Below are 26,448 nucleotides of genomic sequence, written 5' to 3' on the forward strand. Positions count from 1 at the left end.
GACGTCCAAGGTCGAGGGCACCGGCAGCTCGAATCAGAAATTCTGGGACGACAACGCCAAGCGGACCCTGGCGCCCCTGCTGTTCGCGGCGGCACAGACGCCGCGGGTCGACACCGACACGGGCAAGACCTCCCACGAGAGGCATATCGCGCAGGTCGGCCGTTGGCTGCAACGCGGCGCCGTCTCCGATCCTGAGGTTGAGGCGATCCTGCACGCGACGGGCGATCGGGACGCCATCGACGCCTTCGCGGGCGTGCGCTCTGCCCACGAGCAGACGCGCCAGAACATCGGCTCAACGGCACAGCTCGTGCTCGATCCCTTTGCACACCCGCGCACTCGTACTGCCCTCACGCCCACGAACCGGGTCGACGATGACTTCGACCCGGCGAGAGTCCTTGACGAGGGCGGAACGCTCTACGTGTTCGCTCCCGAGCATGAGGCGGAAGAGTTCAAGCCTCTGTTCGAGACGATTATCAACACGCTGGTGTTCGCGGCTGAGGACCGCTCGGCCCGATCCGGCGGTGTACCGATCGAGCCGCATCATCTGCTGCTCGCGCTCGACGAGGCGGCGAACATGGCCTCTCTGCGCAAGATGCCTGAACTAGCGTCGGTCGGCTCGTCGCAGGGCATCGTGTTGCTGTCGGTGTGGCAGAACACCTCGCAGATCGAAACGATCTACGGCAGCGCCCGCTCCCGGACCTTGCTGGCCGGACACAACGGAAAGGTCTTCTGGGGTGGGATTCAGGACGAGGAGACGTTGAAGTACGTCGAAGGGCTTGCCGGCGAGTTCGAATTTCGCAAAGTCACCCAGTCCCAAGACCAACGCGGCCGCTCAAGCAACGTCTCCTATGAGACCAAGGCGCTGGCGCCAAAGCACTTCGTCAGGAACCTCCCCGATGGGGAGGTCCTGGTGCTGTTTCGCAACGTCAAGCCAATGCGGCTGCGGGTGACGCCTTGGTTCAAGGACGACGGTGTACGCGCCTTGGTCGATCCGTCGGTGGCGGCGGAGTTCGACAGCGCCTTCGGCGGTGCATCCCCGCCGCCCCGGATCGTCGGCCGGGTTCATCGGATGGCCGGGGAACCGCATGAGTGAAGATCTCGTCCGCCCCCTCGAAGTTGGCGACGGAACGCCTGAGGACCTGCTCGCCGGCGTCGCCCGGACCACCGAGGACCTGGTCGGCGCTGCGAACGCGTTGGGTCGGGTGCTCGAAGAGGTTCTGCAGCGGCTCGAAAACGTGGAGTCCGACACCGACCCGGCCCAGGACGTGGACCTGGAGGAGTGGGTGGGCTGGCTACGCCGCGCCTACCACCTCAGCGCGCCGATTCCGGCGGACTGGAGAGACGTCGCCGGGGTTCAGCAGGAGCTGCAGGCGCTGCACGCCGCCTGGTGCGCCGCCTACAAGAAGGACGGCACCCCCATCGCGGGCACCGCGGCGGTGGCCTGGCATGACTCCCTCGACCGCGCTCTGGAGCGGATGCGACGTCATACCGCGCGAGACGAGGACAAGAGCGGAGTGGAGCGGCCACCATGGGCCGGCTCGTCGAGCGCTGAGCCAGGCGACTAACGGTTCAGCGCTCTGGAATCGGCGGGTCGCGCGGTGTCTCGACCGCCGACCGGGGCGCTCCTGGTGGCCTTTCGGGTCGTTCGCGCGCCCGACGGACCAGCCGGTCAAGGGTTGATTCGTCGTCGTCGGGCTGCGATACTGGGGAGGACAACAACTCCGGCCTCATCGCTCTGCGACGGGTCATCGGGTCGGAGGACGCCGGGATGGCCGAGGCCTGCCCGGCGTTGTTGCGTTCTGGGGCGAGGTCGTCGACGCTGAACCTTTTCCCGCTGCTGGCGTGCACGATGGTCACGACGTCTCGTGCCGGCTCGATCCAGCGAGTCTCATCGACCGTCAGCAGGCGACGGGCGGCCCAGCCTGCGACGTCGGGCGTGCACAGCAGCGGCTCTTGGTCGTCGCTGGCGTGGCGCAGGTGCAGGTGCCTGAGCCGACCGTCGCTTGAACCACGGATCTCGGCAGCGATACGCATGTCGTCACGATCGCCGGCTTCGCTGCGGTGGTCCATGATGACCACCCTGGAGCCGTGGTCGCCTCGTGTGAGCTCAGGGATCAGACGTCGGATGCAGGACGCCCGCGCCAGGCGTTCCCCTTCGACGTCGGCGCTCGCCATGGGCGCGTCGACAGTCACGATCGACCACTCCGTGCGCTCGGCCACGAGCGCGACCATGCGCTCGATTTGCTCGTAGCGACCCTGCTCGTAGGCGTCTGTGGTGTGCCAGGGGCGGCCACCAGGGGAGCGTCCTACGCGCTGCACGTCGCGGCGCACCTCGTCGAGCGCTGAGTGATCGATCAGTACGCCGGTCATCGTGTAGAACGGCATCCCGCGACGAGGATCGAGGCGCATGGACTCGTCAACGAACCCCACCGGCCTGCCAGCGGCGTAGCGGTAGGACGCGCTGAGGTCCTGCTGCCGTCCCCGATCCGCCCTGGTCACTCGACCATCGTCTCAGCGGTCAAAGCCGTGGCCACGGTCAGGCTGGTGCCCTGGTGGAGGTGGCTCCTCGTCGACGGGTCGTGGTGCCGGGCGTCGACGTGCACGCTCGAGGAGGGTGGAGGCGCCCAAGGGCGTGTCCGTCTCTGGCTGTGGGTCTCCCTCGCTGCGTGTGGATCGGTCGGAGATCTCGGCCTGCAGGCGTGTCCAGTCCTCGTGACGATCGCCGGTGCGCTCCGGTTCGGTGCCGAGTGCTCGTGCGCTGTCGGTGACGCCGTGGCGGTCGCGGTAGTCGACCACGAGGCGCAGCGTGTTGTCGTCGAGTCGGCGGCCGCCGATCTGCAGCGTCCGCAGCCAGGCGGGCGGGTCGGTGCGGGTCTGGTCGACCAGGTGGTCCTGGCGGGCTTCGATACGCGTTCGACGCTCCTGCAGCCAGGCGGTGAGCGCTGGTGAGACGTCGCTTTGGCGCGGCGTGCTGGTCTGGTTCGCCGGCATTCGGTCGAGCCGGTGGGCGAGGACCTTGGCGACGGACTCCGCGCTGCCCAACTCTCGTGCGTCCACGGCAGAACACACGTCCGCCTCGATGTCGGCGCCTGCCTCGACTCGTGCGGCGAGTCGTCGGGTCAGTGCGCCGTAGGCGGGATCTTCGCGCAACTCGTCGACGTCGAGCCCGCTGTCCTGCAGGGCACGGGAGATGCGCACATCGTGGGCGATGGCGAGCGCGTCCTCATACTCTGGGACGAGCCGCTGCAGGCTCTCGGCCTGCTCATAGGAGGTGCGCAACACCTCGTGTGCCGATCGTGCGGACTCATCGGTCCTGGCCATGACCGCGGCCAGGACCTCGCGACCACTACCGTGCGCCTCGGGACGGTGGTCGGCGTCCAGGTCCATCGGCTGTTCGGTCACGGTGTAGGCGACGTTTTCTGCGCGGCCGCGGGTCATGGCCACGTACAGCTGCTCACGGCTCATCGAGGACTCGATGAGCACTCGGCCGACGTCGACCGTCATGCCCTGGGAGCGATGCACGGTGGTGGCGTAGCCGAGCTCCACGTGACGGCTCGTGTAGTCGGCCGGGAGCGTCACCTTGCCCCCGTGGCCCGTGTGCTGGGCCACCAGCGAGCCGTCGGTGAGCCGATCGGTGACGGTCCACATGTCGCCGTTCTTCACGAAGTCAGAGCGGCCGACCGACAGCCGGCGGTCGTTGCGGCGGGTCACGATCACGTCTCCGCGGCCGGCCAGTGATCCGGGGCGCAGGGCGATCCCGTCGGCCTCGACCACGCCACGCTGCACCGCGGCGTCACGGGCTCGTTCGGACAGTTCGGTGACGGTCTCGTTGTCGCCGGCGATCATCAACGACGTGCGCCCGGAGATGCTGTCGCTCTCCCATGCGGTGAACACGTCATCGAGCAGCGCGTCACGGCTGCCTTCAACGATCCGCTCGGCGTCCTCGTAGAACCCGAGAGCGGCCTGGTCACCGTCTCGCAGCTGGAGCGTGGCGGTTGCCTCGCCCGGATCGCCGAAGCGGTGCAGGGCCGTCAGGCGCACCGCGCCGGCCTCGTGCGCGATGGTGCGTAGCGCGCCGCCGGCGGCCACGGCGGCGAGCTGCTGGTCATCACCGAGCAGTCGCACGCGTGCGCCGCGGTCTTCGCAGTGCTCCACAAGTTGGGCCAAGTCCAGCGTGCCGGCCATGCCTGCTTCGTCGATGACGACCAGGTCACCGGCGTTGATGCCGGTGGAGGTCGGTCCGTCGTTGTTCAGGTGGTGCAGGACCTTGGCGATGGTGTCGGAGCGGTCGGCGCCGGTCTCTTCGGCGAACACCTTCGCGGCGACCGCTGAGGGCGCCAGGCCGACGACCCGGTGGCCGTCGAGGTGGGCGGCGTCGACGACGACGGCCATGGCTCGCGTCTTGCCGGTGCCGGCGGCGCCGAGTCCAGTGACCAGCTGACGATCGGCACCAGCGAACGCGCGCACGAGATCCAGTTGCCCGGTATCGAGCTGCACGCCCTGGGCTGATGCCTGCTCGATCGCTTCGTCGATCGACGCGACCGCCACGGGCGCTAGCGCAGGCCTCATCGCCGCGTCGACCAGGGATCGTTCGGCGGTGAGGATCTTCTCTGAGGTGTAGATCTCCGAGCCGTGCACGCGGTAGATGTGCCCGCCGTTGGCGCGCTGCAGCTCAGGTGCCACCGTCTCCACGTCGGGCGCTTCGCAGAGCAGCGACCCGGTGCCGATCGCGTGGTCGGTGACCTGCTCCACCAGATGCTGCCGATCGCTGGTCGTCAGGCCGGGAACACCTCGCAGCTGACGCTGAGTCTCGGCATGCACGTGCCAGCGTCGCCACGTCGCACGGTCGGTCGCGACTCGATCGAGCACCGACTGCGACGCCACCTCGACCCCCACGAACGTTCCCGTGGTGACATCGACCAGGTCGTGGCCACGGGCCTGGACGGCTCGGTGCTGGGCGGAGGTCAGGATCCCGTCGATGGCATCGCTTCCGACGACCTCGATAGCCTCAGAGCGCCACCGCTCACGCTTGCTGGCCAGGGACTCCATCGGTCCCTTGGCGCTTCGGGTGATTAGGTTCGCCTGCTGCGCGAGGTCCAGCTGAGCCGCCTTGGACGGTTCGTGGCCATGCTCGCTGCGGTAGTCGCGCACCAGCTGACGGTAGGCCGCTTCGATGTCAGTGCGGCGTCGTGAGAAGTGCCCGGAGACCTCCCGGTCGACGCCCGCGATCTCACGCACGGGACGCTTGCCGTCGCCCATCTCCCGATCTTCAAAGGTCACCCCGAGCCGCTGGGAGACCTCGTCCTCCAGCGCCGTGTTGTACACCTCCGAGTAAGAGACGTTGGCGGCAAAGATCAGCCGGCCATCGAGCGTGCGCCACTTCCCGTCCGGGCCTTGGACGCGGTTCGCGATCGCGACGTGCGTGTGCAGATTCGGGTCGCCGGTGCGCGAGTCGAAGTGGTCAAAGCGCGCCGCCACGATGCCTGCTGCTTCGTGCTGACGGATACCCGCGACACCCGATCGGGTGAACGCAGCTTCGTCCTCGATGTACGCCACGGCGCGATCGACCGCCGCTGCGTGGGCGGCCTCGACCTCGCGTCGGGTGTCCTCATCACCGAGCCCCCACAGCACGGACACGCTCTTGGCCGGAGTGAACGTGACGTCGTATCCCGAGACCGGCTGAGGGGTAGGACGAGCACGCTTGCTGATGAACGACTCCAGTTCCGCGACGTCCGCCGGGCCGCGTCCCTGCTCTCCGTGGAAGAGGACCCGTCCGGCGTTGTGGCGTGCTTCGCGGCGCTGCTCGCGCGTCAGGTCCGAGACCTCGGGCACGTCATGGACGGCGCGCACGTGCACCTGTGCGCGCTCCAGCGCGTCGTCCCACTGCTGCTGCTTGCTGCCGTCAAAGGTCGGGAACTTCCGCCCGAGCTGGACGCTTCGCATCGCCCGTTCGACGTCCATCCCCTCGCTGAGCGCGGCGGTGATTCGACGGTCAGCGTCCGGGTGCAGACCCTCGCCGAACAGGGCCTTCATCTGCGCCTCGCTAACGGTTCCCGCTGTCCCCAACGTGGCGAGCCCACGCCCGTGCCAGCGGCCGGCCGGTGCTCCGTCGGCGGTGTAGTAGTCGCTGAGCTCCTGGCCTCGCTCACGCGTCACGTCCGCCGACGCGACCTGTCGCGTCAGATAGGTGTAGCCGTCGCCAGCGTGCAGCCGCGCGACCGTGGCCGTCACCGGCCGCGACCCGTCTGCGCGATGCTCATGTGCGGCAGCCTACCCCGTTCACTAATAGTGCATAAGGTGTGTGGCCCTTGAAGTCTTGGAACGAGGCTGAGAGAGTGATGGAGATTCATGGGAGCAGATCGGGAAGGACTCGGGCTGTGATCGGTCGTGGATCGACTGTTTTAAGATGCTGAATTGAGCACAGGGTGGGTCGCGGACGCGGCGCAGCTGTGCATGACCTGGCCCCGCCGGGGTCAAAGGATCAGGGGGAACTCATGGCACCGAAGGTTGATGCTCGACGACGCGCACGCGAAGCGAAAGCGCGTCTGGATGTCGAGCGCGCAGAGCGAGACAGGAAGATCGAGGAAGCCACCATGGCGTTCTATCTCGCGGATGACAAGATCGCGGATCTACGTGAAGAGATCACCACAGCAGAAGCCAATCGCAATGAGCACGTAGTTGCGCTGTTCGGTCTCGGAGAGACAGCCGATCGAATTGCGGTGCTCACAGGACTGTCGTCGGCAGAGATTCGTAAGATCAAGCGTGCTCCGTCGTCAAGCACGGTGCACAGCAGCGGGTCCGATGAAGTCGATGGGAACCGTTAGGGCCGCCTGGTTACCAAAGAGTTGATTGGTCGTGGTCGACCAGGAGCCGGGCTAGGCGTTCGGTGTCCCAGCCCTCGCGGACGATCTCACGAATGGCTCGGGAGCGTGCAGCAAGTTCGGCGCGTCCGAGGCCCGGTGGACGAACCATTAGGGGCTTTCCGCCACCGCGGTTGCGGCGGGCCATGCGCGCGAGGTTGTCGGCCTGGGTGCCGCCAGCGAGGTGGTCCCGTTCGTCTCCTGCAGAGCGCACACAGATTGGGTTGTCACAAACCAGGTGCTCCACCACCGCCAACTCATCGAGGCTGATCCCGGTGGCGAGTGAGAACGCGATGCGATGTGGCCGCAGCACCCGGGCGCGTTCGTCGCGGGTGGTCCAGAATCGGCCGTAACCGTCGTCGGCGATCGCGCCGACCCAGATCCAGCAGTCTCTCTCCCCCGGCCCCTTGACGACGTGCTGCCAGTACCGGACCGCCTCAGCGTCGGTGAGGACGCTCATCGCGGTTCGTCGCCGAGCGGCGCGAACGGGAACGCACTTTCCACGCTCATGACGAGGTCGGTGACCTGCATGCGTGAGAACGAGCGGGGATGATGCTCGATGGCTGCGGAGGCGTCCTGGTAGCGATACACCTGGGGACTCTCCTGCACGACTGGCGTTGACCCGTTGACGGCGATCACCGGGTAGACCAGAGCGGTCCACCCCTCCCCCAGGCGGACGCTGACTTGCTCCACGATGCGCGGCACGAGCTGATGCAGCCGCACGCGGGCGACGTGGACGCTCTCGGCCACGGGCACGCCGACCGGCGGCGCACCGTCGGCGCTGATCGACTGCACGGCGGTGATGCCGTCTGGGCCTATCGCAACGTGATCGAGTGTCTCCTCAGTACCGACCAGCCGCCGATCGTGAAGGACCACCCATCCAGTCGCGGTGAGTCGATCGAGCTTTCGGGCGGTCCTACTCGTCGCGGTGGCGCGGTCCTTCAAGCGCCCGACGTCGGGGTGGCCATGGACGCCGAACACCCTGCGCGCCTTGTCACCGACGGTGCCCTGCGTCCGGTAATAGGTATCGACACGTCGCGCCTGCGCTAGCCACGAGCGTCCGGCCTGCTTCCATGGCCTGGCCGGGTCATCGTCGACGCGACCGAGGTCGGGCTCACGCTCGTACGGCGCTCGACCGGCGGACTGCTCTTGGTGCTCCTCGTTCACGTCTCCCCCTGGATCGCTCGGTACAAGGTCGCCCGGCTCACGCGCAGCACCGCGGCCACGTCGGTGGCCGAGAGGTTGTCCTCGCTCATCATGCGCCGGGCCTGCTCCACCTGGGTAGCACTCAACGCCTTCGGTCGACCTCCGACGCGTCCGCGTGCCTTAGCGGCCGCCAGGCCCGCAGCGGTGCGCTCACGGATCAGGTCGCGCTCGAACTCCGCGATCGATGCGAACAGGTGGAAGGTCAGTCGTCCCGTCGGGGTGGTGGTGTCGATCGACTCCATCAGGGATCGGAACTCGACCTCTCGCTGACCTAGCTCACCAACGAGCTGCACCAAATGCTTGAGGCTGCGCCCCAAACGATCGAGTCGCCACACCACGAGGGTGTCGCCGGGACGCAGGTAGTCCCACGCCCTATCCAGCTCGGGCCGGGTCGTCGACGCACCGGTGATGTGATCGACGTAGATCCTCGACAGATCACAGCCGGCGGCCGTCAGAGCGTCGACCTGCAGGGCCTCGTCCTGCTCCAGCGTCGAGACCCTCGCGTACCCGATCAGCGTCATGGGCTCACTGTCTCAGAACCCACCGACAGGAACGCGGATGAGACGAAGCGTTTGAGACGGGGTTTCGCGAACGCTCCTCCCCCGCAACCGCGGGGCGACGGGCCATCGATTTCTGATTGCCCGCCGTCGTCTCAGAAACAACCGTTTCCGAGACGGCACGCTGGCCGGCACCGGCGCCATTCTGTCGTCGAGCACGAGTAGTTTCAGGCCAGCCACCCAAAGGAGGTTCGAGGTGTTCCTACTCGGCTGTATCGCCGTCGCGCTGGCCGCCGCCCTCTTGGTGGCTGGCTCTGCGCGCCTGGTGACCGCCCCGGCGTGCTCGACGTTGGAAAGGGCAAGAGGTCTCGTCCTCGGCGGCGCACTCCTCGGCGCTGTGGGTGGCCTCATGATGCTTCTGGCCCTGTGACGACCCGCTACGTACCGCGCGACGGCTGGCCGCCCTCTACGGGCGTGAGCTGATCCGCTGTGCACCACAGGACGTGCAGGCTTGTCCGGTCGGTCGTGTCGGTGACGTAAGCGACCTGGGCTTCCCAGCCACGTGCCGCTCGGCGCCAGTCGACGATCACACCTGGATAGGCGCTCGGCGCTCGGTCGAGTCGCGAGAGGTTCAGCCACACGTGGCGGACCTTCCCCGCCCGCGGCGGCGCAACCGCGGGCTCATCGAGCGCGGTCAACGGGTCTCCGTAGCGACGATTCTGACCCATCACGAGAGGATAGCCGCAACCGAACATACGTGCGAAGTGTCAAGAATCACTCCGCCGGACTGCGTCGGTTCTGCATGATGGTGTGCACCCAGGACGGGACGGGACCGATGATCGAGTACGCCCAGGAGCGCTACGAGTGGGTGCCGGGCCCACGTGAGCTCCGTCGCGTCGAGACCGACGACACCCTCCTCGATCTACGGCCGCTGGCCGCCGACGTCTCCCGCGAGCGACTCGCCCAGGGCTGGCACCTGGTCGCCAGCACTCCCCTGCAGGAGAACGCCAAGCTCTACCTCGTCGATGTCTGGGCACGGCCCTCGGCGCCCGTCCTGGAGGACCTGTAAGTCAGATGCGGCCTGCGGGGCCATCGACCTGGTCGGCGGACGGCCTCGGGTACGGGCTGACGTCGGCGAACAACGTGCCGGCGTCAACCCTGAGAACCCACGCCGCACCGAGCATGTCGTTAAGGAACCACGGCCGTCGGCCGGCGAGCTTGTCGCGGACGACCGGATCGGTCAATCCCAGACCTTCGCCCAGAGCACGCCTGGAAACGTTCCGCTCCCGCATCGCCTCGGCCACCGCAGCACCCGCACTCACGTACAGGGCCCGGGTCTCCGCTTCGTTGAACAGTCCGCCCATCGGCCCAACGTAGTCCTCCACCAAGGCCAAGTCACCGGGAACAAGCCAGCTGGTGATGGTGGGGGTGGGTGAGCCTGCAAAGGTGGCGATGGCTGCCCCGCGCTACTTGGCGTCGTGGTGAGGTTGCGAGCGGCTGCCGCCCTGTAGGCAGGTCTCGTGGTCGAGGACACCGCGAGTGGGGTCCCCGACCTACGTCGCGGCCTGTGGGGTGTCCGACTCCTCCCGGAGTGTCGAGAGCCCCAGCGATCGCGCAAGTCTGGAGGGACCTCGCGGGGTTCGCACGGGCGAACGTCCTTGATGGTCGGTTCGTACAGCACCACGTCAGGGCCAGCAGCCAACGACAGGGATCGGCGGCCACGCTAAGCCTCTCACTCTTGGGAGTACTGCTCCTCTAGCGTCGCGGCTGTGTCCATAGGCCCGTGCCCTGCGCGTAGCTTTCGCTTCGCATCGTCCGTGGCCTCGATCGCGTCGTCGTGATACTGCTCGATCGCGTCGATGACCGGCGCCAGGCTCGTACCGCGTCCTCGATGTCACTCATGATGTTCCCTCGATTCCTTGGTTGGTTGTCATGGTTGCTCAGCACGCCGACACTCCTCGTCCGTGCTCTCGTGCGTCGCTCTCGGCGGCGTCGTAGGCGTCCTGGCGGGCGATGGCACCGGCTGGGGTGTAAACGGTCGCGAGGCCGTCTCGCAGGAGCTCTTGGCCGACGTCGCGGCCGTCGTCAAGTTCGACGTAGCGCAGGATCCGCCCGTAGGTGTCGGCGTCGGCCTGTGAGTCGTCAGCGATGAGGTCGACGTCCTGGCCGTCGAGTAGGTTGCGCGCTGCCGCTGTCGCCTCGATCGCTCCACACTCAGGGTCGCGGCCGTCGCGAGCCTCCTCGGGCGAGTCGATCCCGAGCACCCGAACTCTCGTCGAGTCGTTCACCACGAGGGTGTCACCGTCAACGACCCGAACCACCGTTGCTCTCTCCGTCGCTTCGGAATCGCTCGACGGGGAGTCGGTAGCGCCCTGCGTCCACCACACGGCCCCGCACACCACCAGGGCGCCGGGGATCAGCAGCGAAGGAGCAAGGCGCATGATCGATCGCTACTCCCCCATCGGGCGGCCCTGCGGGATTCCGCCGGGGTCTACGGGCGTGAAGGGCTGCCCACCGTTGTGCTTCTTCTCCAAGCGCTCGACCTCGGTCATCACGGCGGAGCTGAGGAAGTGCGAGAGGCTGGTCCAGCCCTCGTGCGCGAGCGTGGCGCGAAAGGCGCCGCGCATGCGGGCGGTGTCGTCTGGGTCGCTGTAGAACGACACCTTCGGGGGGTGCTTCTTGCGCCCTTCCGCCGCCTGCTCGGTGGCGGGCTCCTGCGCCCGCGCTGTGGTCGGCGTGGCCTTCGGGGCGGGCTTCTCCTGCTGCGGTGGCGGGGGCGTGGGGGCTGGCGCGATCGGGTTGGCGCCGCTGAGGCTGGATTTGCGTGGTGGTGGTCGGTTCATGCTGCGCTCTCCTCGATGCTGCTCAGGTGCTTGGCGTAGATCTCGCCCAGTGCGGTTGCCTCGGCACTCCCCCACTCGTCCAGCCCTCGTGCGGCTTCGGTGGCGTCGGCGATGACGACGCGCTTGGGGATGAGTGGGTCCAGCACGCGCAGGCCGCGTCCCTCGGCGGCGGTGCGCAGCTCCTCGAGCCAGCTGCGGCCGCTGACGGTCTGCTCTTCGTGCTGGTTGATGATGATGCCGGCTACTCCGAGTTTTGGGTTGTAGTAGTCCCTGACGCTCTCGATGGTGGCCAGCAGTTGCGCCAGGCCGTTGGCGCTCCAGAGCTTGGAGTGCGTCACGACCACGACGCCGTGGGCGGCGGTCAGGCCGTTGATTGTGAGTTGATCCAGCGAGGGTGCGCAGTCGATGAGGATCAGGTCGTAGTTGTCAGCGACCTTGCTCAAGGCCTCGACCAGGCGGCCCTCTCGCCCGGCTCCTGCGATCACGAGTTCATCGCGGACGGAGCCCAGGGTCACGCCGCTGGTGGGCACGACGTCGAGGCCGTCCCACAGGCCGGGAACGATGACATCCGCGATGCCTTCGGGCGCTCGGGTGCTGAGGGCGTCGGCCAAGCCTGCCTGGTCCTCCTCGACGGCCTCCCGCGCTGCCACGCTCGTGAGGTTGCCTTGCGGGTCGAGGTCGACCACGAGCACCCGGCGTCCCTGCAGGACGGCGGCGCGGGCCAGGTGGAACGTCGTGGTGGATTTGCCCACGCCGCCCTTCTGATTGCAGAGGGCGAAGATTCGTGCGGTCATGGTGATACCTCCATTAGAGACAACAGTACTGTTAGGGACGGGTTTCTCGGTACGGACGCGCCGTAGGCGTGGGCGCCGGGTCACGGCGCCAGGAGGTCGGCAGGCTCGACGACCTCCCAGCAGCGTCCCTCCGGGACGTAGGCCCGCTCCTGCAAGGCTCCGATGGTGAACCTCAGGACCGGCACGGCCTCGAAGCTGTCGGCGTCGTCGTAGTCGACCACCTCCCCCGCGTAGGTCGCCAGTCCGTAGCCGTTGGCGTCGGCGGCGTCACCGTTGGCGATCATGGCGTGCATGTCGTCGTAGAGGAACGCGACCACGGGCGAGCCGTTCCAGCGCTGCTGGGTGTCGATGGCGGGGTAGATGGTCCCGGTTTCGGGGCCGATGATGTGGACGATGTTCATGGTTCCATTGCCTCCAATGCCTCTATTAGTTTGGGTTGGGTCCAAAGACGCTGCGCCAGCATCCGGGGTGGGTGCCGTGGCGGATCAGTTCTCGTTGCTCGGGGTCAATGTCGGGTAGGAGGTCCTGCACGGGCACGAGCCCCAGACGCTCGACGACGTCGAGGGGGAGTTTCAGGGTGGTGGCGGTTCCGCAGATCTGGCACGGGTCGGTGACGTAGGTCGTGGTGGTCATGGTGGGCTCCTTCACTTGATGTGGCCGAGGTCGTAGCCGCCGAACGGTGGGCGTCCGGCAACGTGCCTGCTTCCCATCGGCTCGCGCTCGGTGCGGATGGGGGCTCCGGTGAATCGCCAGCCGGTGGGTTGGTGTTCATCGAGCCAGGCGGTGGCCTTCTTGGTGAGGCGGCCTCGCTCGTCGCGCTTGGTCAGTTTCAGCGGCATGGCAGGCAGATCGCGCCACCCGGGCATCGCGTGGTCGTGCCACGCCTCGACGGCCTCCTGCTCGTCGTCGGTGATGTGCTGCCAGCGGCAGGGTTCGCAGTTGGCTTGGTACATCAGAGTTCCGGGGCAGTGGCACTGTCCAGTTCGGCGGTGGTCGCCGGGCCAGCAGCGCAGGTCGGCGGTGAGCATCTGGAGCGCGTGGGTCTCCGTGACTGCGGCTTGGGGCTCCCACACGTGCCACATGTGGCTCTGCGGCGAGGCGCCTAGCCTGCCGTTCTCCGCGACCCAGCGCTCGTACGCCGCGAGGAGCTGCGCCGGTGGGTAGTAGTCGGTGGTGAACGTCAGGGGCGCCCCGGTCCACGGGGTTGCCGCGACGGCCTCGCGTGCCATCTGGTCAAGGTCGAACAGTGCTGGTTGGTCCATGTCTCTATTCCCTCTAATAGTTCTGTTAGGTTGAATGCCGGTATTCAGCGGTTCCAGCGCTCGCGGTAGGCGGCCTCGGGGTCGGTGGGGTAGCCGGCCGTGAGGTCGATGCCGGACAGCAGGTCCCGGCTGGCGTACTCCTGGTCGTCGCGCCAGGCGTCGACGCCGATGGGCCACCAGCGGGAGCCGCGCACGGCGACTCCTTCGGCCCAGGAGGTGGCCTCGGGGCTGTAGTCGCGGGTGACGTTCACGCCGCGGCATCCCCAACGAATCTCATAGAGGCTGCCGTCGGGGCGGCTGTAGAGGGTGGGCTCGATCTGGTGGTAGCCGTCGTCCATCCCGTCGAAGTAGGAGGACTGGAACCCGTTCGTGATCGCCCTGACGGCCTCCCAGGTCGGTCCGTCGACGTAGGCGACGCCCAACCATCCGTAGGCGGAGCCTCGGGCCATGCGGACGGAGAACCGGACGCCGGGGAAGGCCTCGCGCAGGGCTTTGCGCAGGGCGGTGGCGGTCTCCTTGGTGTCGTAATCGATCCGATCAAAGGTGTCGTTCATGGTGTAACCTCTCGTGTCTCTATTGTCGCTAATAGTTCTATTCAGTCGATCGCGGCCGCTAGACGTCCCTGCATCTGTGCTCCCATATGGGCGACGGCGCCCAGGCCGAGGGAGTGGCACCACGGGCAGCTGACCTCGTGCCAGCGGGTCTGGGCGTTGTAGATGGAGGAGTCGCCTTGGTCGCGCATGGTGAGGAAGTCGATGCCGCAGGCCGTGGCCATGTTCGGCAGGATGACGTGGGCGACGCCCGTCGCGGGCATGAAGTCGAACAGGTCGTTGGCGTAGTTTCCGGTGCGGTTCCTCATGTCTCTAATAGTACCATTGCCCCTATTGGTGTGCAAGTGGTTGTGCTGGGGACTTTGGGGGTTTTCTGGCGGGACCACTGGATTGGTCGAGCGCCTGGCGGCGACGGGCACGCCCCCCGAAGGCTCGGCCCCACAGGCCGCGCAATGGCCAACTACACGATCGGTCGGCGTCAACAGGATCGGTCGACCACAGGGCGGCAGCCGCTCGCAGACCCACCACCACGCGACGTAGCGCGGGGGAGACGGCGCACACCCACCGAGTCATCCTCCCCCACCGTCCTCAGCCTGCTTTTCGGCCCGTCGGGCTGGAGCTGCTGGAGCCGTACGAAGAAAGTTCGCGTCGCGGTGTCCCAAATCCGGGGGTCGCCCACACCTCTACCTAGTAGAGGCCCTTTTTCGGGTCCAGCGGACCGATACATGCCTGGGAGCGAGGTGTCACAAACCGGTCTGCTCAGCCATCTGTCTTGGGTGTGAACCGCCTGAGGCGCATAGATCCGTCTGAAAGGAGATCGAGTAATGATTCGTAGGACGTACAGCAGGTTTGGGGCGTGGGTAGCGCGACAGGTGATGGACTGGTCGTGGTGGCTGGGATTCCGGGGTGATGCCGAGATGTGAGGCGCGAGGCCAGACTTCCCCGGGTCGGCCTTGGCCTCGCACCCGGTCACGTTGCTGTCCTGATCGTGGGCGGGCAGTCCGGGCACGGCCTGGCGTGCTCCACGCCGGCGATCTGGAGGTAGCTCCAGCCGTGGCCGTCGCAGTTCGGCCCGCCGCAGGGGTCGACGGGCTCGGGCAGGGGAGTGGGGATGCCGAGCGTGAGGTAGGCGCGGGCGTCGGCGTCGACCTCGGCCAGGAGGGTCTTGAGCAGGCCGTAGGGGGAGTGGACGTTGGCCCAGGGGCCGACGCCGCGGTGCTGGGCCGTTTGGCGGAGCGCTGTGGCCAGCGCGTCGCTCGTCCAGCCGCCCCGATCGTGGTGAATGAACAGGGCGGCCGCTGCGCCCGGCCTGACTCCCTGGAGGAGCTGTGAGAGCGCGTGGTGGGCCAGTGTGCGGTAGGCCAGACCGATTCCGGGTCGCCGTCTCCTTGATCTGAGTGCCGGCGGAGCCGGCTCCGCATCTCTGGGAGCGGTAGCGACCGCGAAAGGGAACCCATCTTCAACGTTAGAATTGCTCGAAACGCCCCCTAAGGGGGGAAGGTGGCCGAAACCTTCAAGATGTGAACGGACAACGGCCCACCGGCCAGGACGGGGGACCGCTACGCGGCCTCGCTGGCGGCGAGGGCAGACGGTCACGGCGTAGACGTTGGGGTAGCCGCGCTGCTTGTGGCCGGGCTTCTCGTCGTAGAGCGCCAGGCGCTCGTCGCCGGAGAGTTCCCGGCCGCGGTAGAGCTCGACGAGGACGCCCAGGCGCACGGAGACGGCGCGGGCGCGTCGCACGGTGCGTTCTGAGCGTCCTACGCGGGCCGCTGCGACGGCCTGGGACGTGCGCATGCCGCGCCCGGTCGCGTCGTCGGCGTCGAGGGCGTCGTTGATGGCCACGGCCAGCCACGTCTTGACGGCGATCTGCGCTGCACCGCACAGATGCTTGGTGTGCGGCTGATCCGCGAGAGCGGTGAGTACGCGGCGCATGGAGCGGCGTGAGGACCAGGCTGGGACGGCTGCGAGCAGTTCGCGGGGTGTCTGTCCCGGCCCGTGGCCGTCGCGGCGCTCAGAGGCGCTGGTGGCGGTCCTGAGGGTCTTGAGAGAGCCGGGGGAGTGCGGGCGTGCGCGGTCGAGTCGTTCGTGCTCGCCACGGGCGCCCGTGCGCCCGATCTGGCGTATCTGTCGCGTTTTGCGGTCGGGTGTTGCTATTGTGGGCATAGCAAAGCCCCCTCCTCAGCCGGAGAGCTTCTGGGAACCGAGCGGTTAACTCGGTTTCTGACTTACGAAGGCCCCTCGCTACCAACGGGGGGCTTTCGTGCGTTTAGGCGCTGGACGCGAGCGGCAGCTCCTTGTTCGTGTCGGTGGGCAGTGGGCCGTCCCAGAAGGCGGGGCGGCCGTTGGCATCGACGTCGATGCTTTCCAGCATCAGCTCGACGGCGGCAGTCTGCGAGATCTGCAGACTCTCGGCCACGCGCTCGACCTTCCGTTTCACGGAGAGGTCGACGGTGGACAACATGGCGATCTTGTTCTTCGCCTCGCCTCGGCGACGCCTGTTGGTAGCCATGGCGGTAACGCTATGGCTAGCGGCACCCTGTGGCGCGGTCGACACGCCGCAGTCTCTAGCGATATTGGTTCGAGGCAGCATCTGCGTCCGCGGCTCACCGGATCTTGACGCCGTTATCACGGAGCCAGGGGATCGGGTCGGTGTTGTCTTCGTAGATCTCGCCACCCTTGGGGTGGTACTCGAAGTGCAGGTGGCAGCCGGAGGAGTTGCCCTCGTTCCCGACCTGGCCGATGCTCTGCCCGGCCTTGACTTTCTGGCCGTCCTTGACGCTGACGGCCTGCATGTGGGCGTACCAGGTGGTGGTCTTGCCGGGTGCCGCCTGGACCCTAACGAGCCAGCGGCCGGACCATCCTTGGTCGGTCTCGATGATGATGGTGCCGTTGTTGGCGGCACGAACGGGTGTGCCGCAAGCGACGGAGAAGTCGTTGCCGGTGTGACCGCGGGACCAGCGAGAGCCACCTTTGCCCCAGTTGTTCTGCGAGACGTACGCCGAGCTCGGGTCGATCGGCAGCGCTACTTTGCCCTCGGCGATGGCCGCGGTGAACTTCGGGATCTCCGCGGAGATCTTCTTGATATAGCCGCGGGTTTCGGCATAGGGCGGCACACCCCGGTACTGCCGGACGGCACCGGGACCGGCGTTGTAGGCGGCGAGCGCGAGGTCGATCTTGTCGCCCGGCAGATCGCCGACTTCATCGATGAGGGCGCACATAAAGCGGCCCTGGGCCATGACAGCGTCGCCAATGTCGAACGGGCTTGCGGTGCCGCTGTTGTCGTCGTCTTGACCCCACTGGTCCCAGGTACCGGGCATGAACTGCGCGATGCCCTGGGCTCCGACGGGGGAAGTTGCGCGCGGGTTGAAGTTCGACTCGGCCTTCATCTGCGCCGCGAGCAGCGGCGCGGTGATGTCCTCGCAGGTCTCGGCGGCCTTGCGAATCCATGGCACAACCTCGGCCGGGATCCCGGCTGGGTTCAGCTCGTCGCCGTAGCCGGTGGCGGCGTCGGCCTGGTCCTCGCCGCCAACGAAGACGATGAGCCCAAGCAGCAGTGCCGGCACTGCTACTAGTGCCGCGATGCCCCCCGACAGTCGCTTCATCAGTCCGCGGTGATCTTGTCTCGAGCCGCCTGCCAGGCTTTCTGTAGACCGACGTCGTCGACGCGAAGCGTCGCGGCGAGGCGGGAACGGATCGCGGTATCCGCCGGGAGCCGATCGGCGCCGCGCAGGATGCCGTACAGCCCGGCTCGCGGCGCCTGCACGTCCTTGGCCAGCTGGTCGACCGTCATGCCAACGTGCCACCGCAGCTCGTGAAGCGTAGGGGCCTCGCTGTAGGGGGCAATCTGTGCGGTCGAGACGTCAAGGGCTGTCGCGAGGGCGACGAGCGACGCGGGCGAGGGCCGGACTCGGCCGTCCATGTACGCCCGCACTGACGCCGGTGTCAGGTCCGCAGTGACAGCGAGACGCTCCGTCGTCCAGCCCTTCTCGACGCACAGCTCACGCAGCCGCTCGGGCGCAAAGGTGAGTACGGACGGGCGTGGCACCCCCCGATTGTGTCGCATCGCTACTCCTGAGCTGTTGGCGTGGAAACGTTCGACTACCGCAGTAGAGTTACACACTAGAATAAACTAGCGCGATATGCGACCATGGTACCTGTACGCATCTGTCAGGTGAACCGCCTACCATGAGCCGTTCCAGGGGATCGGGGGATCCAGGTGAAATACCGAATTGCAGCGACCGTCGGTGCCGCCGCGGTGCTACTGGCCTCGTGCGCGGGACAGCCCGACACTGAGGGCGCCGGTTCGAGCGATCCGGAGGCCGAGGCGTCGCAGACGATGCCCGCAGACAGGGCGGTCTCACTCGTGCGCGTGGGCGGCGCCCACGTGCCGGTCGGTGAGTCGAGTCCATCGAGGCAGTCGGGGACCTCAGCGTCGGGCTGGCAGGAGCGGGACAGCGATCTCGCGGCGGCGTGGTTCGCGACCGTTGTCGACGGTGCCCAGGAGGCCTCCGTTCGTGCGGCGGCCGTGGCGCAGGTAGCGCCGCCTGATGCCGATGATGAGGCGCAGGGCCGGTTGCAGGCCGAGGCCGATCAGGTCGCGGCCGAGCGAGACGAAGTCCACTCTGACGGCCCCAGCCAAGAGGCATGGATGCCGGACCTGCGGATCCTCGGCTACCTCGATGAGGGGTCATCCGGTGAGGACCGCACCGTCTCGGTGTGGGGCCGTTCCGACGGCACCCCCGAGCAGTGGTGGACGCGCACGATCACCGTGCGATGGAGCGAAAACGACTGGCGTTGGGTCTCCGACCCATGGCCCGAGCAGTGGTCGGAGGGGACACCCCCCGACGACCTGATCCCGTACATGAGCAGTGAAGGAGTGACCGATGAGTGAAGAAACGCAGCCGGACTTCAACCCGAAGCGGCGGATGAGTGGACCCCAGTTCGCCGCCCACACGACCTCTGAGGCTGTGGGTCGGGTGACGTACGTCGAGGAGGACGCGGCGCCGACCGCCGCGGCTCCTGCACCAGTGGAGGAGGCTGAGGCACCGCCCACAGCCGAGGTGGACGAGCAGCCTGAGCAGGACCAGCCGTTGAGTGCCCGTCACCGTGGTGGCCGCCGCTCATCGAACGACTTCCTGGAGGGGCGCCGCGCTTCGGCGCCCGCACCGACCGCGACGACGGGATGGCGGGTGAAGGCCAACCGTTGGTCTGGTGGCCTGTTGAAGCTCAGTGAGTCCACCGTGGAGCGCCAGGCCCAGGAGGATCGCCGGACCATCCAGCGGAATTTCGGCGGCCCGAAGTCGGTCGTCACGATCAACACCAAGGGCGGGGTCGGCAAGACGTCCTCGACCCTCATGACCGCGATGACGTTCGGCATGATCCGCGGCGGTGGCGTGGTCGCGTGGGACAACAACGAAACCCAGGGGTCGCTTGGTCACCGAGGGTTGGAAGGCAGCCGTGACACGACGGCACGAGATCTCCTGCAGGAGATCCACCGCTTCGCCGACGTCGAGACGTCGCGCGTTGGAGATCTGGGTGGCTACCTGCGCAGCCAGGGCGAGGCTCACTTTGAGCTGCTGGCTTCGGACAATCGCTCGACCGTGACGGGACAGATCTCCCAGCAGGACGTCGTGGATATCCGTCGTTTGCTGGAGCGGTTCTACAAGGTGCTGTTCATCGACACCGGCAACAACCTACGCGCCCCGAACTGGCTGGAGGCTGTGGGAGGCGCCGACCACCTCCTCGTGCCCACCGCGGTGCGCGTGGACTCCGCCTACGGCGCCGTGCAGACGCTGGAGTCGATCGAGGAGGTCCTGCACACCGCCGGGCACGACCCGGACTGGATTCGAGCCAACAGCACCGCAGTGATCAGCCTGCCTCGCGGTGGCGCCGACCAGGGGCTCCTGCGTGACGTCACGGAACTGATGGAGGGCCGGTGCGGAAGCGTCCACATTGCCCCATACGAGCCACTGATGAACCCCGGCGACCGCATCGACTACACGCGGATCTCCGACCCGACCCGGGCCGCCTGGCTCAAGATCAGCGCGGCAATCGCCGCGCGCCTCTGAGAGGAGCACTACCATGAATCCCTTCGACGGCATCAACCCCAGCTTCGGCCCGTTCACCGGCCTGCTGGAGTCCCGCCTTGGAGTCCTGCTGGCGCTGGCGTGGGCCATCGCTTTCGTGTTCTGCGCCTGGCAGCTCATCGTCGCCGTGGCGAAGCTGAGCCGCGCCAAGAGCGGCGGTTACGGCAACGATCTCGATGAATCCCGCAACCACGCCTTCTGGGCAGGTGGCGCAGTCATCATCCTGGTGGCCCTGCCCGCGATCTTCGGCGTCCTCGTCTCGGTGTGATCGCCGATGTGGACGAGAGAAGCGGTCTGGATGACGGCATGGGTCCTCGCGCTGAGCGCCGCGGTCCTGCTGGCGATTCGCGCGGCCACGACCTCTCGACGCATCGGCGTGCCCGCGACGGCGGCTGAACGCAGGGAAAGCGGCCGAGCGGTAGGAGAGCTGCTGGCCTCCACCGCGGCGCTCATGGCCCTCGGCGTTCTCGCGCCCCCAACGGTGTTCTGAGGAGCAAACAATGACCCAGATAGACGAAGTAGTCGAGCAGAAGGCCCAAGCCAAGCCGTGGGTGCTGATCGTGACGGCAGTGGCCGTGACCGCTCTAGTGGTGGGGGCCGGAGTGTTCTTCCTCATCGGGGATAGCGACCCGAGCGATGCTGGCGCGGGCGGCTCTGAGAACCCGTCGACGAACACCCTGCCGACCGGTGAGGCCAGCGTCGATCTGCGGACCGCAACGGGCAGCGTCGCCGGTTTCCCCCGGCGGTTCCCGCAGAGCGAGGCAGGAGCCGTAGAGGCGTACCTCGGCTGGTCCCTGGCGCCTGCTGAGGCGATCCAGCAGCCCAACGAGGTCCTGGAGGAGTACTACGCCGACGTCATGCCACCCGAAGATGCGGCCGCCGAAGCGGCCGACGTCTTCGCGGAGCGAGATGCCTTCGGGCTCGACGAGCAAGGACGTTTCATGGGGCAACCGGGCACTCAGCCCTACGCAGACTGCCTCCCAGAATATGGGGCCTACCGATCCGACATGGCGTCCAAGACGGAAGTCGAGGTCGAAGTCTGGATGCCGTGTGTCGGTGGTATCGGATCGCCCGCTGACACTTCAAATGTCATCGTGTTCTGGTCTCAGTCCTCAGCGCTGATGACGTGGCGAGATGGCGACTGGCGTACCTCGTCGGCCGACATGCCGGATGGTACGGAGGCTCCGACTCCCGCGTCGAAGGAGGAGGTGAACGTTTCGTTCACCGAACGGGCTCAGATCCTCGGCGGCGGCTGGGAAATGTTCGATGGGGCCAGCCAAGTGTGGCCGGTCGAGCTCCTCGGCCAGGAGCCCCAGTGATGCGCCGGATCGCAGTGGTCGTGGCAGCCACGCTCGCCCTGATGATCCTTGCTACGGGTTCCTCGTCCGCTGCTGAGGGAGACGACGACCCTGGTTTGACGGCACTCCTCGGGGAATGCTTCAAGAAGGGTCCGATCGCTGGCGCCGGCTGTGCAACGAAGGAAACGTCGGGCGTCGCTGCTGAGGCGCTTGAGGGGACTCCTGTTGGTGGGATGGCTGACGCTGCGAACAAGCTGGTCAAGGCGGCCGAGAGCCTTTCGTCGTTGTCGCCTCAGAACATGGTCGATACGTGGGCTACGAGTGTCGGCGAGTTCGCGATCAAGACGGTCTCGTGGATCAGCGAGCGAGCGGTGAAGATTACCGCCCCGCGGTTCGACAACGACAGTTGGCTGCAGCAGTACGCCATTGCTGCGGGGCTTGGTTTGATCCTGTTCGCCGGAGTCCTGATTCTGGTCGGGGCGAGGGTGGCGAAGGTTAGCCAGGACCGTGTCGACCACGCCCAGCTGCTGCGAGACGCGGGCATGTCAGTGTGGCTGGTGCCCGTGGCGATCGTTTCTGGCCCTGCTCTGTTGGTGACGCTCGGAGGCTCGATCTCCTCGGTCGGGGCGGTGTTCAGCAAGGAGGTTCGTGAGGGCCAAGCCACGGAGCGAATGGTCGGGCTCGTCGAGCCTCTTGTCGAGTCAGCCGGCAACTGGGCGCCTTTAGGCGGCGCGTTCGGCGCACTGCTCATCTTCCTTGCGACAGCCCTGCTCGGCATCTACGTGCTGCTGATGCTCTATTTCGTCTCAGAGGCTCAGTTGATCTTCGCGCTGTTCTTGCCGGTCGTGCTGGGCGTGTGGGTGTACCCGCCGTGGCGTTCGATGGCGCGTCGCATCATGGCGGGCCTCGTCGCGCTACTGCTGATGCCGACGGTGCTGCAGTTCGTGTTCTGGGCCGTCTGGACCCGCGTCGGAACCTCCGATATCTCCGGTATCGACGCGGCGATCCGGCTGCTGGTCGGCCTGGCGCTCCTGGCCAGCGTGCCGACCCTGACGATGATGTTCCTGCCGAAGATGATCCCCGACGGCTCCTCGGCCCCGAGCGTGGGTCTGTCGATGGGCGGCGGCGCCGTTGGCGGCGCGATGACCTCGCGGATGCTTATGAGCCAGTCCAAGCGGACGGGCACCTCTCAGAACCGGCCGATCGCGCACGCGTCGCCCTCACAGACGCCGCCCGGGCAGGGCGGTTCTGCTGCCGCCTCGAACGCGATGCGAGGAGCCAAGCCCGGCGCGGCCGGCAAGGGCGCCGGCTCGACCGCTGGCGCTGGGGCACAGACCGCCTCCACGGCACAGGCAGCGACCGGAGCGGGAGCGAAGGCCGGCGGCGCGAAGGCCGGGGCGGGAGCGGCTGCCGCCGCCGGGCCCGTGGTCGCTAGTGCCGCCGCGGCGGCGATGGGAGCGAAGGCTCTCAAGCAAGCGGGACAGTCGGCCTCCACGTCGAGCATGGGTGTGGCCGACGCCGGCGGAGACGGCGGCGGGCACCGCCCGTCGGACCGGTAACGGATCAGGGGGAAAATGATGGCTGTTCAGCGAGCAAGCGTCTTGGGCCACGTGCAGCGCACGGGGTCTGTCTTCGGCAGGAACGTCTCGACACCTCAGTGGATCACCGCGGGGCTCGGCATCATGGTGCTGATCGTCGCGGGCCTGATCACACAGAGCGCCTGGACGATCCTGATCGTCGGGCTCCTGACCTTCGGTGGGTGGAAGCTCGCTGGGCACACCACGGTCGAGGGAGATTCTTGGGTCGCGACCCGTCTCGCGCGCTTGTCGGCCTCGCGCGAGAGCCGTAGCGGGCGCTCGGCCTGGAATCGTGAACTCGGTCTGCCCGCGGCGATCGGCCCAGTCCGTGAGCTCGTGCTGCGTCCCTCGGGGGCGTATGACGACGTCGCAGTCTCCTTGCTGCACCACGCGTCGAAGCGGGGCAGCTGGGACAAGAACTCCGGAGTGACGGCCGTGCTGGAGATCGTCGGTCACGGCGACGGGCTGCGCGCTGTGGAGGACTCCAACCGCTCGGCCGCCCGCTACGGGCGGCTGCACTCGCTGCTCGCCTCTGGTTCCTCACCAGTGACCCAACTGGACTTCGAGACGAAGGTGTACCCGACGAACCCCGCTGAGGAGGAGGCCTATTACGCGAGCCTGATCGACGATCGGTGCCCGCCGAGCCTTCGCGCTTCGATGGATCAGCTCTCAGCGCAGGCCGCGTCCAGCTCTGAGACGTACCGATCGTTCCTGACGGTCCGCCTGGACAAGGTCGCCGTGGAGGAACGCCACGGCGACAAGGTCCTGGACCTGGACGGCTTCGTCGGGGCCGTCGGCGATCAGCTGCGCGAGGTCGTCCGTCGCGTTGAGGCCGCGGAATTCGACGTCGTCAACGTCCTCAACCCGGCGCAGGTCGGCGCCATGGTCCGCAACCTGTACGTGCCCTCGTTCCCGCTGGATGTGCCGGCGCCGCTGCGTCGGGCGACGGACGGTTGGTCGTGGCCCTATGAGGTGCACCCGGACTACGTTCTTGTGCGCGGCCCTGAGGTCGAGGACCCGATGACGGGTCAGAAGTCTTCGGATTGGTACCACAGCGTGGCCACGATCCCGCTGGACGCGTTCCCGCCTCACGCGGTGACCGGCCGTTGGCTCGCGGGCCTGGTGACGGACGTGCATCCCTCGCCCATTCGCACGATCAAGGTCCAGCAGAAGTTGCTGAGCAAGCGCGAGACCCGTCAGCGGGCGATCTCTCGCCTGACGTCCGACCGGGCGAACATGGCCGCCGATGACAAGCGCGCTCGTGTCTCCACCGGTGAGAGCGAGGCGGCCGCCTCGGTGCACCAGCTGATCCTGGACGACCTCACGCACGAGCAAGCCGCCGGCGTGCAGGGGCTGGTCCACGTGGCTGTCTCGGGCCGCTCAGAGGCAGAGCTGCTGACTGCTCGTCAGCAGATGAACGAAGCCGCCGAGGAGATCGGCGCCGACCGGTTGAAGTGGCATCGCCATCGCCACGACCTGGCGATGATCCAGATGTGCCCCCTCGGGAAGGAAGTGTGATGGCCAAGCTCAAGGGCGGCACACGCCGCCGCGCCAAGCAGGAAGAGGCCGAGCAGGAGCCCACGCCGATTCCGCGCCCGCTGACGACCCAGCTGCAGCGCCGCTCGCGCTTCGGCCGTTTGACCCGTTCCTACCGCCTCTCAGAACGCGCCCTGGAGACGTCGACCCGTCAGGGCGAAGCGCTGAACGTGGCGCTTGTCTCGACCAACCGACCGAAGGCCGGCCCGCCGATGGGCATCGACGTAGAGACCGGGACACCGGTCACCAGCTCACCGCACCACCTCTACGCGCAAGGGCTCATCACCTCCCCGAACGTGGTCATCCTCGGAGACATCGGCTCGGCGAAGTCCTCGCTGTCCAAGACGCACTACTGCCTTCGGCACGTGGCCATGGGGATGCAGGTGGCGACCTTCGACCGCAAGAACCAGGCCGGTATCGGTGAGTACGCTGGCGCCGCGGCGGCCGCCGGCGGCACGGTCATCCGCTTCTCTCGCCGCAATGGGAGCGCGATCAACTTGCTTGATCCGCGGATCTCGATGACATCGAGCGAGGATGAGGACTCCGGTCGTGTCGGCCAGGACCGGCTCTTGGAGATGGTGGCGCAATTCGCCCACGGCGAATTGTCATCGCAGGAGCATTATGCCCTGCGCGCGGCGCACGCCTCGGCGGTGCGCACCGCCCGGGACCGGGGCCGGACGGCCACGATTCGCGACGTCATCGAGGCGCTGTATGCGCCGGTCGCCAGCGCGGTCCCGCACGAGGTGCTGCGCGAACGGGGCCTGGTCGATGAAGCCGAGCTGACCCGGTGGGGCATGTACCTCGCGATGGATCTCGCCCGGTTCGTTGACGGCGACCTGTCCGGGCTGATCGACGGCGAGACGTCCGATGACCTGGATTGGGAGTCCCCGATGCTGGTCTTTGACACCAGCGAGCTCGACGAGGGCTCACCGGCGCTGGCGCTGGTGATGGCCCTGGTGGTGACGTTCCTGTCCTCAGTGTGGGCGGCCTCCGATCGGCGCAAGGTGATCGTGGTCGAGGAGGGCTATCACACCGCGAACCTGGTCGCCGGCGGCACAGTGAACGTCGCCTCGATCCTGCGTTCGCTGGTCAAGCGAGGCCGCGGGATCGGGCTGTCGTTCGTGACGATCTTTCACCACCTCTCCGACGTGCCCGAGGACTCAGACGCCATGAGCCTGATCCGCGAGGCGGAGGTAATGCACATCTACCGTCAGTCCCGCGAGGCCGATCAGCAGGCGTGCATCGAGTTCCTGGGGCTCCCGCCGGAACTGCCCGGACTGCTGAGCCAGCTGGAACGGGGCGTGCACGTCTACAAGGCAGGCAAGGACGCGCCCCGGGTGGTGCGCCACATCAGGACACCATTTGAGGAGTCCGTCAGCGATACCGACGAAGCGATGAGGGGTGGGACGCGGTGAACCCTCAACTTATGCTCATGCTGCTCGGCGGCCTGGCCGCGGCGTGTGCCCTGGCCTGGTTCGTGGGCAGCCTGTTGCCGGCATCCAAGGGAGCCAAGACCGCGACGGACCGTCAGCGCGATCGCGCCGACGGCTGGGGCAGCACCCGCGATGCTGGCGTGAAGCAGCTGCTCATCGGCGGCCGTTCGGCCTATGACCGACTGACGCTCGGTCGGCTGGGCAAGAAGTGGGCCGCCGCAGCTCCGCGGGCCTCGGTCGCGCTGTTCGCGCCGACCCTGTCGGGCAAGACCACCTCGTTCATGGTGCCGCGCCTGCTTGAGTGGGAAGGGGCCATCGTGGCGACGTCGGCGAAGGCCGACCTGGTTCGCCTCACGATGGCGCACCGGGCCGCGCAGGGCCCGGTCTACGTCTTCGACCCGCTGGGGTTCCTGGAGGACACCGGGATCGCGACCTGCCACTGGTCGCCGCTGATGCGGATCCGCACCTACGCAGACGCGCTGAAAGCATCCGCGTGGTTGACCTC

The 26,448-nt window shown here is 67.4% G+C and carries 32 protein-coding genes; 13 read left to right on the forward strand and 19 right to left on the reverse strand.

Annotated elements, in window-relative coordinates:
• Positions 1 to 1,093, forward strand: a 1,093-nt coding sequence (locus ACHAAC_RS17020; RefSeq protein WP_435717513.1) for a type IV secretory system conjugative DNA transfer family protein, incomplete at its 5' end; no start/stop codon positions are given.
• Positions 1,086 to 1,565: a hypothetical protein gene (locus ACHAAC_RS17025; protein ID WP_435717514.1), complete on the forward strand. Its 480-nt coding sequence runs from the start codon at positions 1,086 to 1,088 to the stop codon at positions 1,563 to 1,565. The genes ACHAAC_RS17020 and ACHAAC_RS17025, both read left to right, overlap by 8 nt.
• Before the next feature lie 4 nt (positions 1,566 to 1,569).
• On the opposite strand, the gene ACHAAC_RS17030 is transcribed toward ACHAAC_RS17025, so the two are convergent.
• Positions 1,570 to 2,499: a hypothetical protein gene (locus ACHAAC_RS17030; protein ID WP_435717516.1), complete on the reverse strand. Its 930-nt coding sequence runs from the start codon at positions 2,497 to 2,499 to the stop codon at positions 1,570 to 1,572.
• Positions 2,500 to 2,511: 12 nt separating this feature from the next.
• Positions 2,512 to 6,231 carry a MobF family relaxase gene (gene mobF / locus ACHAAC_RS17035; protein ID WP_435717518.1) on the reverse strand — a complete coding sequence of 1,240 codons (3,720 nt, stop codon included), beginning with the start codon at positions 6,229 to 6,231 and terminating at the stop codon, positions 2,512 to 2,514.
• 263 nt (positions 6,232 to 6,494) lie between these two features.
• On the opposite strand from mobF, the gene ACHAAC_RS17040 reads away from it, so the two are divergent.
• Positions 6,495 to 6,824: a hypothetical protein gene (locus ACHAAC_RS17040; RefSeq protein ID WP_435717520.1), complete on the forward strand. Its 330-nt coding sequence runs from the start codon at positions 6,495 to 6,497 to the stop codon at positions 6,822 to 6,824.
• Positions 6,825 to 6,834: 10 nt separating this feature from the next.
• On the opposite strand, the gene ACHAAC_RS17045 is transcribed toward ACHAAC_RS17040, so the two are convergent.
• The 3 genes from ACHAAC_RS17045 to ACHAAC_RS17055 all read right to left on the reverse strand — a co-directional run bounded on the left by ACHAAC_RS17045 (position 6,835) and on the right by ACHAAC_RS17055 (position 8,587).
• Positions 6,835 to 7,320, reverse strand: a complete 486-nt coding sequence (locus ACHAAC_RS17045) for a hypothetical protein (RefSeq protein ID WP_435717521.1) — start codon at positions 7,318 to 7,320, stop codon at positions 6,835 to 6,837.
• Positions 7,317 to 7,805, reverse strand: a complete 489-nt coding sequence (locus ACHAAC_RS17050) for an NERD domain-containing protein (protein WP_435717522.1) — start codon at positions 7,803 to 7,805, stop codon at positions 7,317 to 7,319. The genes ACHAAC_RS17045 and ACHAAC_RS17050 overlap by 4 nt, the downstream gene beginning before the upstream one ends.
• 218 nt (positions 7,806 to 8,023) lie before the next feature.
• Positions 8,024 to 8,587, reverse strand: coding sequence for a recombinase family protein (locus ACHAAC_RS17055; protein WP_435717524.1), 564 nt, complete (start codon positions 8,585 to 8,587; stop codon positions 8,024 to 8,026).
• A gap of 811 nt (positions 8,588 to 9,398) precedes the next feature.
• Between ACHAAC_RS17055 and ACHAAC_RS17060 the strand changes: the two genes are divergently transcribed.
• Positions 9,399 to 9,632 carry a hypothetical protein gene (locus ACHAAC_RS17060; protein WP_435717525.1) on the forward strand — a complete coding sequence of 78 codons (234 nt, stop codon included), beginning with the start codon at positions 9,399 to 9,401 and terminating at the stop codon, positions 9,630 to 9,632.
• A gap of 1 nt (position 9,633) precedes the next feature.
• On the opposite strand, the gene ACHAAC_RS17065 is transcribed toward ACHAAC_RS17060, so the two are convergent.
• The 14 genes from ACHAAC_RS17065 to ACHAAC_RS17130 form a co-directional block, all read right to left on the reverse strand.
• Positions 9,634 to 9,927, reverse strand: coding sequence for a hypothetical protein (locus ACHAAC_RS17065; RefSeq protein WP_435717527.1), 294 nt, complete (start codon positions 9,925 to 9,927; stop codon positions 9,634 to 9,636).
• Positions 9,928 to 10,503: 576 nt separating this feature from the next.
• The gene (locus tag ACHAAC_RS17070) at positions 10,504 to 10,827 is read right to left on the reverse strand and encodes a thermonuclease family protein (RefSeq protein WP_435717529.1); all 324 of its coding nucleotides are present in this window, start codon (positions 10,825 to 10,827) and stop codon (positions 10,504 to 10,506) included.
• A gap of 186 nt (positions 10,828 to 11,013) precedes the next feature.
• Complete coding sequence (locus ACHAAC_RS17075; RefSeq protein WP_435717531.1) at positions 11,014 to 11,406, reverse strand: ParB family protein; 393 nt, start codon at positions 11,404 to 11,406, stop codon at positions 11,014 to 11,016.
• Complete coding sequence (locus ACHAAC_RS17080) at positions 11,403 to 12,200, reverse strand: ParA family protein (protein WP_435717533.1); 798 nt, start codon at positions 12,198 to 12,200, stop codon at positions 11,403 to 11,405. Before ACHAAC_RS17080 ends, ACHAAC_RS17075 begins: the two co-directional genes overlap by 4 nt.
• A gap of 80 nt (positions 12,201 to 12,280) precedes the next feature.
• Positions 12,281 to 12,601, reverse strand: a complete 321-nt coding sequence (locus tag ACHAAC_RS17085; protein WP_435717535.1) for a hypothetical protein — start codon at positions 12,599 to 12,601, stop codon at positions 12,281 to 12,283.
• Between the two features lie 25 nt (positions 12,602 to 12,626).
• Positions 12,627 to 12,833, reverse strand: coding sequence for a hypothetical protein (locus ACHAAC_RS17090; RefSeq protein ID WP_435717537.1), 207 nt, complete (start codon positions 12,831 to 12,833; stop codon positions 12,627 to 12,629).
• Between the two features lie 11 nt (positions 12,834 to 12,844).
• On the reverse strand, positions 12,845 to 13,462 hold the full coding sequence (locus ACHAAC_RS17095) for a DUF6349 family protein (protein WP_435717538.1): 618 nt from the start codon (positions 13,460 to 13,462) through the stop codon (positions 12,845 to 12,847).
• A gap of 44 nt (positions 13,463 to 13,506) precedes the next feature.
• Positions 13,507 to 14,016, reverse strand: coding sequence for an LPD29 domain-containing protein (locus ACHAAC_RS17100; protein ID WP_435717540.1), 510 nt, complete (start codon positions 14,014 to 14,016; stop codon positions 13,507 to 13,509).
• A 41-nt stretch (positions 14,017 to 14,057) separates the two neighbouring features.
• Positions 14,058 to 14,321, reverse strand: a complete 264-nt coding sequence (locus ACHAAC_RS17105; RefSeq protein WP_435717541.1) for a hypothetical protein — start codon at positions 14,319 to 14,321, stop codon at positions 14,058 to 14,060.
• Between the two features lie 661 nt (positions 14,322 to 14,982).
• Positions 14,983 to 15,945: a hypothetical protein gene (locus tag ACHAAC_RS17110; RefSeq protein WP_435717542.1), complete on the reverse strand. Its 963-nt coding sequence runs from the start codon at positions 15,943 to 15,945 to the stop codon at positions 14,983 to 14,985.
• Between the two features lie 334 nt (positions 15,946 to 16,279).
• Positions 16,280 to 16,522, reverse strand: a complete 243-nt coding sequence (locus tag ACHAAC_RS17115) for a hypothetical protein (protein ID WP_435717544.1) — start codon at positions 16,520 to 16,522, stop codon at positions 16,280 to 16,282.
• Positions 16,523 to 16,616: 94 nt separating this feature from the next.
• The gene (locus ACHAAC_RS17120; RefSeq protein WP_435717545.1) at positions 16,617 to 17,615 is read right to left on the reverse strand and encodes a peptidoglycan DD-metalloendopeptidase family protein; all 999 of its coding nucleotides are present in this window, start codon (positions 17,613 to 17,615) and stop codon (positions 16,617 to 16,619) included.
• The gene (locus ACHAAC_RS17125) at positions 17,615 to 18,058 is read right to left on the reverse strand and encodes a helix-turn-helix domain-containing protein (protein WP_435717547.1); all 444 of its coding nucleotides are present in this window, start codon (positions 18,056 to 18,058) and stop codon (positions 17,615 to 17,617) included. Before ACHAAC_RS17125 ends, ACHAAC_RS17120 begins: the two co-directional genes overlap by 1 nt.
• 381 nt (positions 18,059 to 18,439) lie before the next feature.
• Positions 18,440 to 18,652, reverse strand: coding sequence for a hypothetical protein (locus tag ACHAAC_RS17130; RefSeq protein WP_435717548.1), 213 nt, complete (start codon positions 18,650 to 18,652; stop codon positions 18,440 to 18,442).
• A 9-nt stretch (positions 18,653 to 18,661) separates the two neighbouring features.
• Here ACHAAC_RS17130 and ACHAAC_RS17135 point away from each other — a divergent pair, with 9 nt between their 5' ends.
• From ACHAAC_RS17135 to ACHAAC_RS17175, 9 genes are all read left to right on the forward strand, one after another.
• Positions 18,662 to 18,904, forward strand: a complete 243-nt coding sequence (locus ACHAAC_RS17135; protein WP_435717550.1) for a hypothetical protein — start codon at positions 18,662 to 18,664, stop codon at positions 18,902 to 18,904.
• Positions 18,897 to 20,081, forward strand: a complete 1,185-nt coding sequence (locus ACHAAC_RS17140; RefSeq protein WP_435717552.1) for a MinD/ParA family ATP-binding protein — start codon at positions 18,897 to 18,899, stop codon at positions 20,079 to 20,081. The genes ACHAAC_RS17135 and ACHAAC_RS17140 overlap by 8 nt, the downstream gene beginning before the upstream one ends.
• A gap of 13 nt (positions 20,082 to 20,094) precedes the next feature.
• On the forward strand, positions 20,095 to 20,367 hold the full coding sequence (locus tag ACHAAC_RS17145) for a hypothetical protein (protein WP_435717554.1): 273 nt from the start codon (positions 20,095 to 20,097) through the stop codon (positions 20,365 to 20,367).
• Positions 20,368 to 20,397: 30 nt separating this feature from the next.
• The gene (locus ACHAAC_RS17150) at positions 20,398 to 20,589 is read left to right on the forward strand and encodes a hypothetical protein (protein ID WP_435717555.1); all 192 of its coding nucleotides are present in this window, start codon (positions 20,398 to 20,400) and stop codon (positions 20,587 to 20,589) included.
• Positions 20,590 to 20,599: 10 nt separating this feature from the next.
• Entirely contained in the window at positions 20,600 to 21,418 is an 819-nt protein-coding gene (locus tag ACHAAC_RS17155; RefSeq protein WP_435717557.1) for a hypothetical protein, read from the forward strand.
• The gene (locus ACHAAC_RS17160) at positions 21,418 to 22,956 is read left to right on the forward strand and encodes a hypothetical protein (protein WP_435717559.1); all 1,539 of its coding nucleotides are present in this window, start codon (positions 21,418 to 21,420) and stop codon (positions 22,954 to 22,956) included. Before ACHAAC_RS17155 ends, ACHAAC_RS17160 begins: the two co-directional genes overlap by 1 nt.
• Positions 22,957 to 22,974: 18 nt before the next feature.
• Positions 22,975 to 24,492: an SCO6880 family protein gene (locus ACHAAC_RS17165; RefSeq protein WP_435717561.1), complete on the forward strand. Its 1,518-nt coding sequence runs from the start codon at positions 22,975 to 22,977 to the stop codon at positions 24,490 to 24,492.
• Positions 24,492 to 25,925, forward strand: a complete 1,434-nt coding sequence (locus ACHAAC_RS17170) for a hypothetical protein (RefSeq protein ID WP_435717563.1) — start codon at positions 24,492 to 24,494, stop codon at positions 25,923 to 25,925. Before ACHAAC_RS17165 ends, ACHAAC_RS17170 begins: the two co-directional genes overlap by 1 nt.
• Positions 25,926 to 25,936: 11 nt before the next feature.
• Positions 25,937 to 26,448 (forward strand): type IV secretory system conjugative DNA transfer family protein (locus ACHAAC_RS17175; RefSeq protein ID WP_435717564.1); only part of this gene is annotated, 512 nt, incomplete at its 3' end.

The sequence above is a fragment of the Aeromicrobium sp. CF4.19 genome (genome assembly GCF_051262555.1).
GTDB lineage: Bacteria > Actinomycetota > Actinomycetes > Propionibacteriales > Nocardioidaceae > Aeromicrobium.

Coding starts and splice junctions, on each gene's coding strand:
- ACHAAC_RS17025 (WP_435717514.1), top strand. CDS start 1,086: ATGAGTGAAGATCTCGTCCGCCCCCTCGAAGTTGGCGACGGAACGCCT.
- ACHAAC_RS17040 (WP_435717520.1), top strand. CDS start 6,495: ATGGCACCGAAGGTTGATGCTCGACGACGCGCACGCGAAGCGAAAGCG.
- ACHAAC_RS17045 (WP_435717521.1), bottom strand. CDS start 7,320: ATGAGCGTCCTCACCGACGCTGAGGCGGTCCGGTACTGGCAGCACGTC.
- ACHAAC_RS17055 (WP_435717524.1), bottom strand. CDS start 8,587: ATGACGCTGATCGGGTACGCGAGGGTCTCGACGCTGGAGCAGGACGAG.
- ACHAAC_RS17060 (WP_435717525.1), top strand. CDS start 9,399: ATGATCGAGTACGCCCAGGAGCGCTACGAGTGGGTGCCGGGCCCACGT.
- ACHAAC_RS17065 (WP_435717527.1), bottom strand. CDS start 9,927: ATGGGCGGACTGTTCAACGAAGCGGAGACCCGGGCCCTGTACGTGAGT.
- ACHAAC_RS17075 (WP_435717531.1), bottom strand. CDS start 11,406: ATGAACCGACCACCACCACGCAAATCCAGCCTCAGCGGCGCCAACCCG.
- ACHAAC_RS17080 (WP_435717533.1), bottom strand. CDS start 12,200: ATGACCGCACGAATCTTCGCCCTCTGCAATCAGAAGGGCGGCGTGGGC.
- ACHAAC_RS17085 (WP_435717535.1), bottom strand. CDS start 12,601: ATGAACATCGTCCACATCATCGGCCCCGAAACCGGGACCATCTACCCC.
- ACHAAC_RS17090 (WP_435717537.1), bottom strand. CDS start 12,833: ATGACCACCACGACCTACGTCACCGACCCGTGCCAGATCTGCGGAACC.
- ACHAAC_RS17095 (WP_435717538.1), bottom strand. CDS start 13,462: ATGGACCAACCAGCACTGTTCGACCTTGACCAGATGGCACGCGAGGCC.
- ACHAAC_RS17100 (WP_435717540.1), bottom strand. CDS start 14,016: ATGAACGACACCTTTGATCGGATCGATTACGACACCAAGGAGACCGCC.
- ACHAAC_RS17105 (WP_435717541.1), bottom strand. CDS start 14,321: ATGAGGAACCGCACCGGAAACTACGCCAACGACCTGTTCGACTTCATG.
- ACHAAC_RS17110 (WP_435717542.1), bottom strand. CDS start 15,945: ATGCGCCGCGTACTCACCGCTCTCGCGGATCAGCCGCACACCAAGCAT.
- ACHAAC_RS17115 (WP_435717544.1), bottom strand. CDS start 16,522: ATGGCTACCAACAGGCGTCGCCGAGGCGAGGCGAAGAACAAGATCGCC.
- ACHAAC_RS17120 (WP_435717545.1), bottom strand. CDS start 17,615: ATGAAGCGACTGTCGGGGGGCATCGCGGCACTAGTAGCAGTGCCGGCA.
- ACHAAC_RS17135 (WP_435717550.1), top strand. CDS start 18,662: ATGCCGGACCTGCGGATCCTCGGCTACCTCGATGAGGGGTCATCCGGT.
- ACHAAC_RS17140 (WP_435717552.1), top strand. CDS start 18,897: ATGAGTGAAGAAACGCAGCCGGACTTCAACCCGAAGCGGCGGATGAGT.
- ACHAAC_RS17145 (WP_435717554.1), top strand. CDS start 20,095: ATGAATCCCTTCGACGGCATCAACCCCAGCTTCGGCCCGTTCACCGGC.
- ACHAAC_RS17150 (WP_435717555.1), top strand. CDS start 20,398: ATGACGGCATGGGTCCTCGCGCTGAGCGCCGCGGTCCTGCTGGCGATT.
- ACHAAC_RS17155 (WP_435717557.1), top strand. CDS start 20,600: ATGACCCAGATAGACGAAGTAGTCGAGCAGAAGGCCCAAGCCAAGCCG.
- ACHAAC_RS17160 (WP_435717559.1), top strand. CDS start 21,418: ATGCGCCGGATCGCAGTGGTCGTGGCAGCCACGCTCGCCCTGATGATC.
- ACHAAC_RS17165 (WP_435717561.1), top strand. CDS start 22,975: ATGGCTGTTCAGCGAGCAAGCGTCTTGGGCCACGTGCAGCGCACGGGG.
- ACHAAC_RS17170 (WP_435717563.1), top strand. CDS start 24,492: ATGGCCAAGCTCAAGGGCGGCACACGCCGCCGCGCCAAGCAGGAAGAG.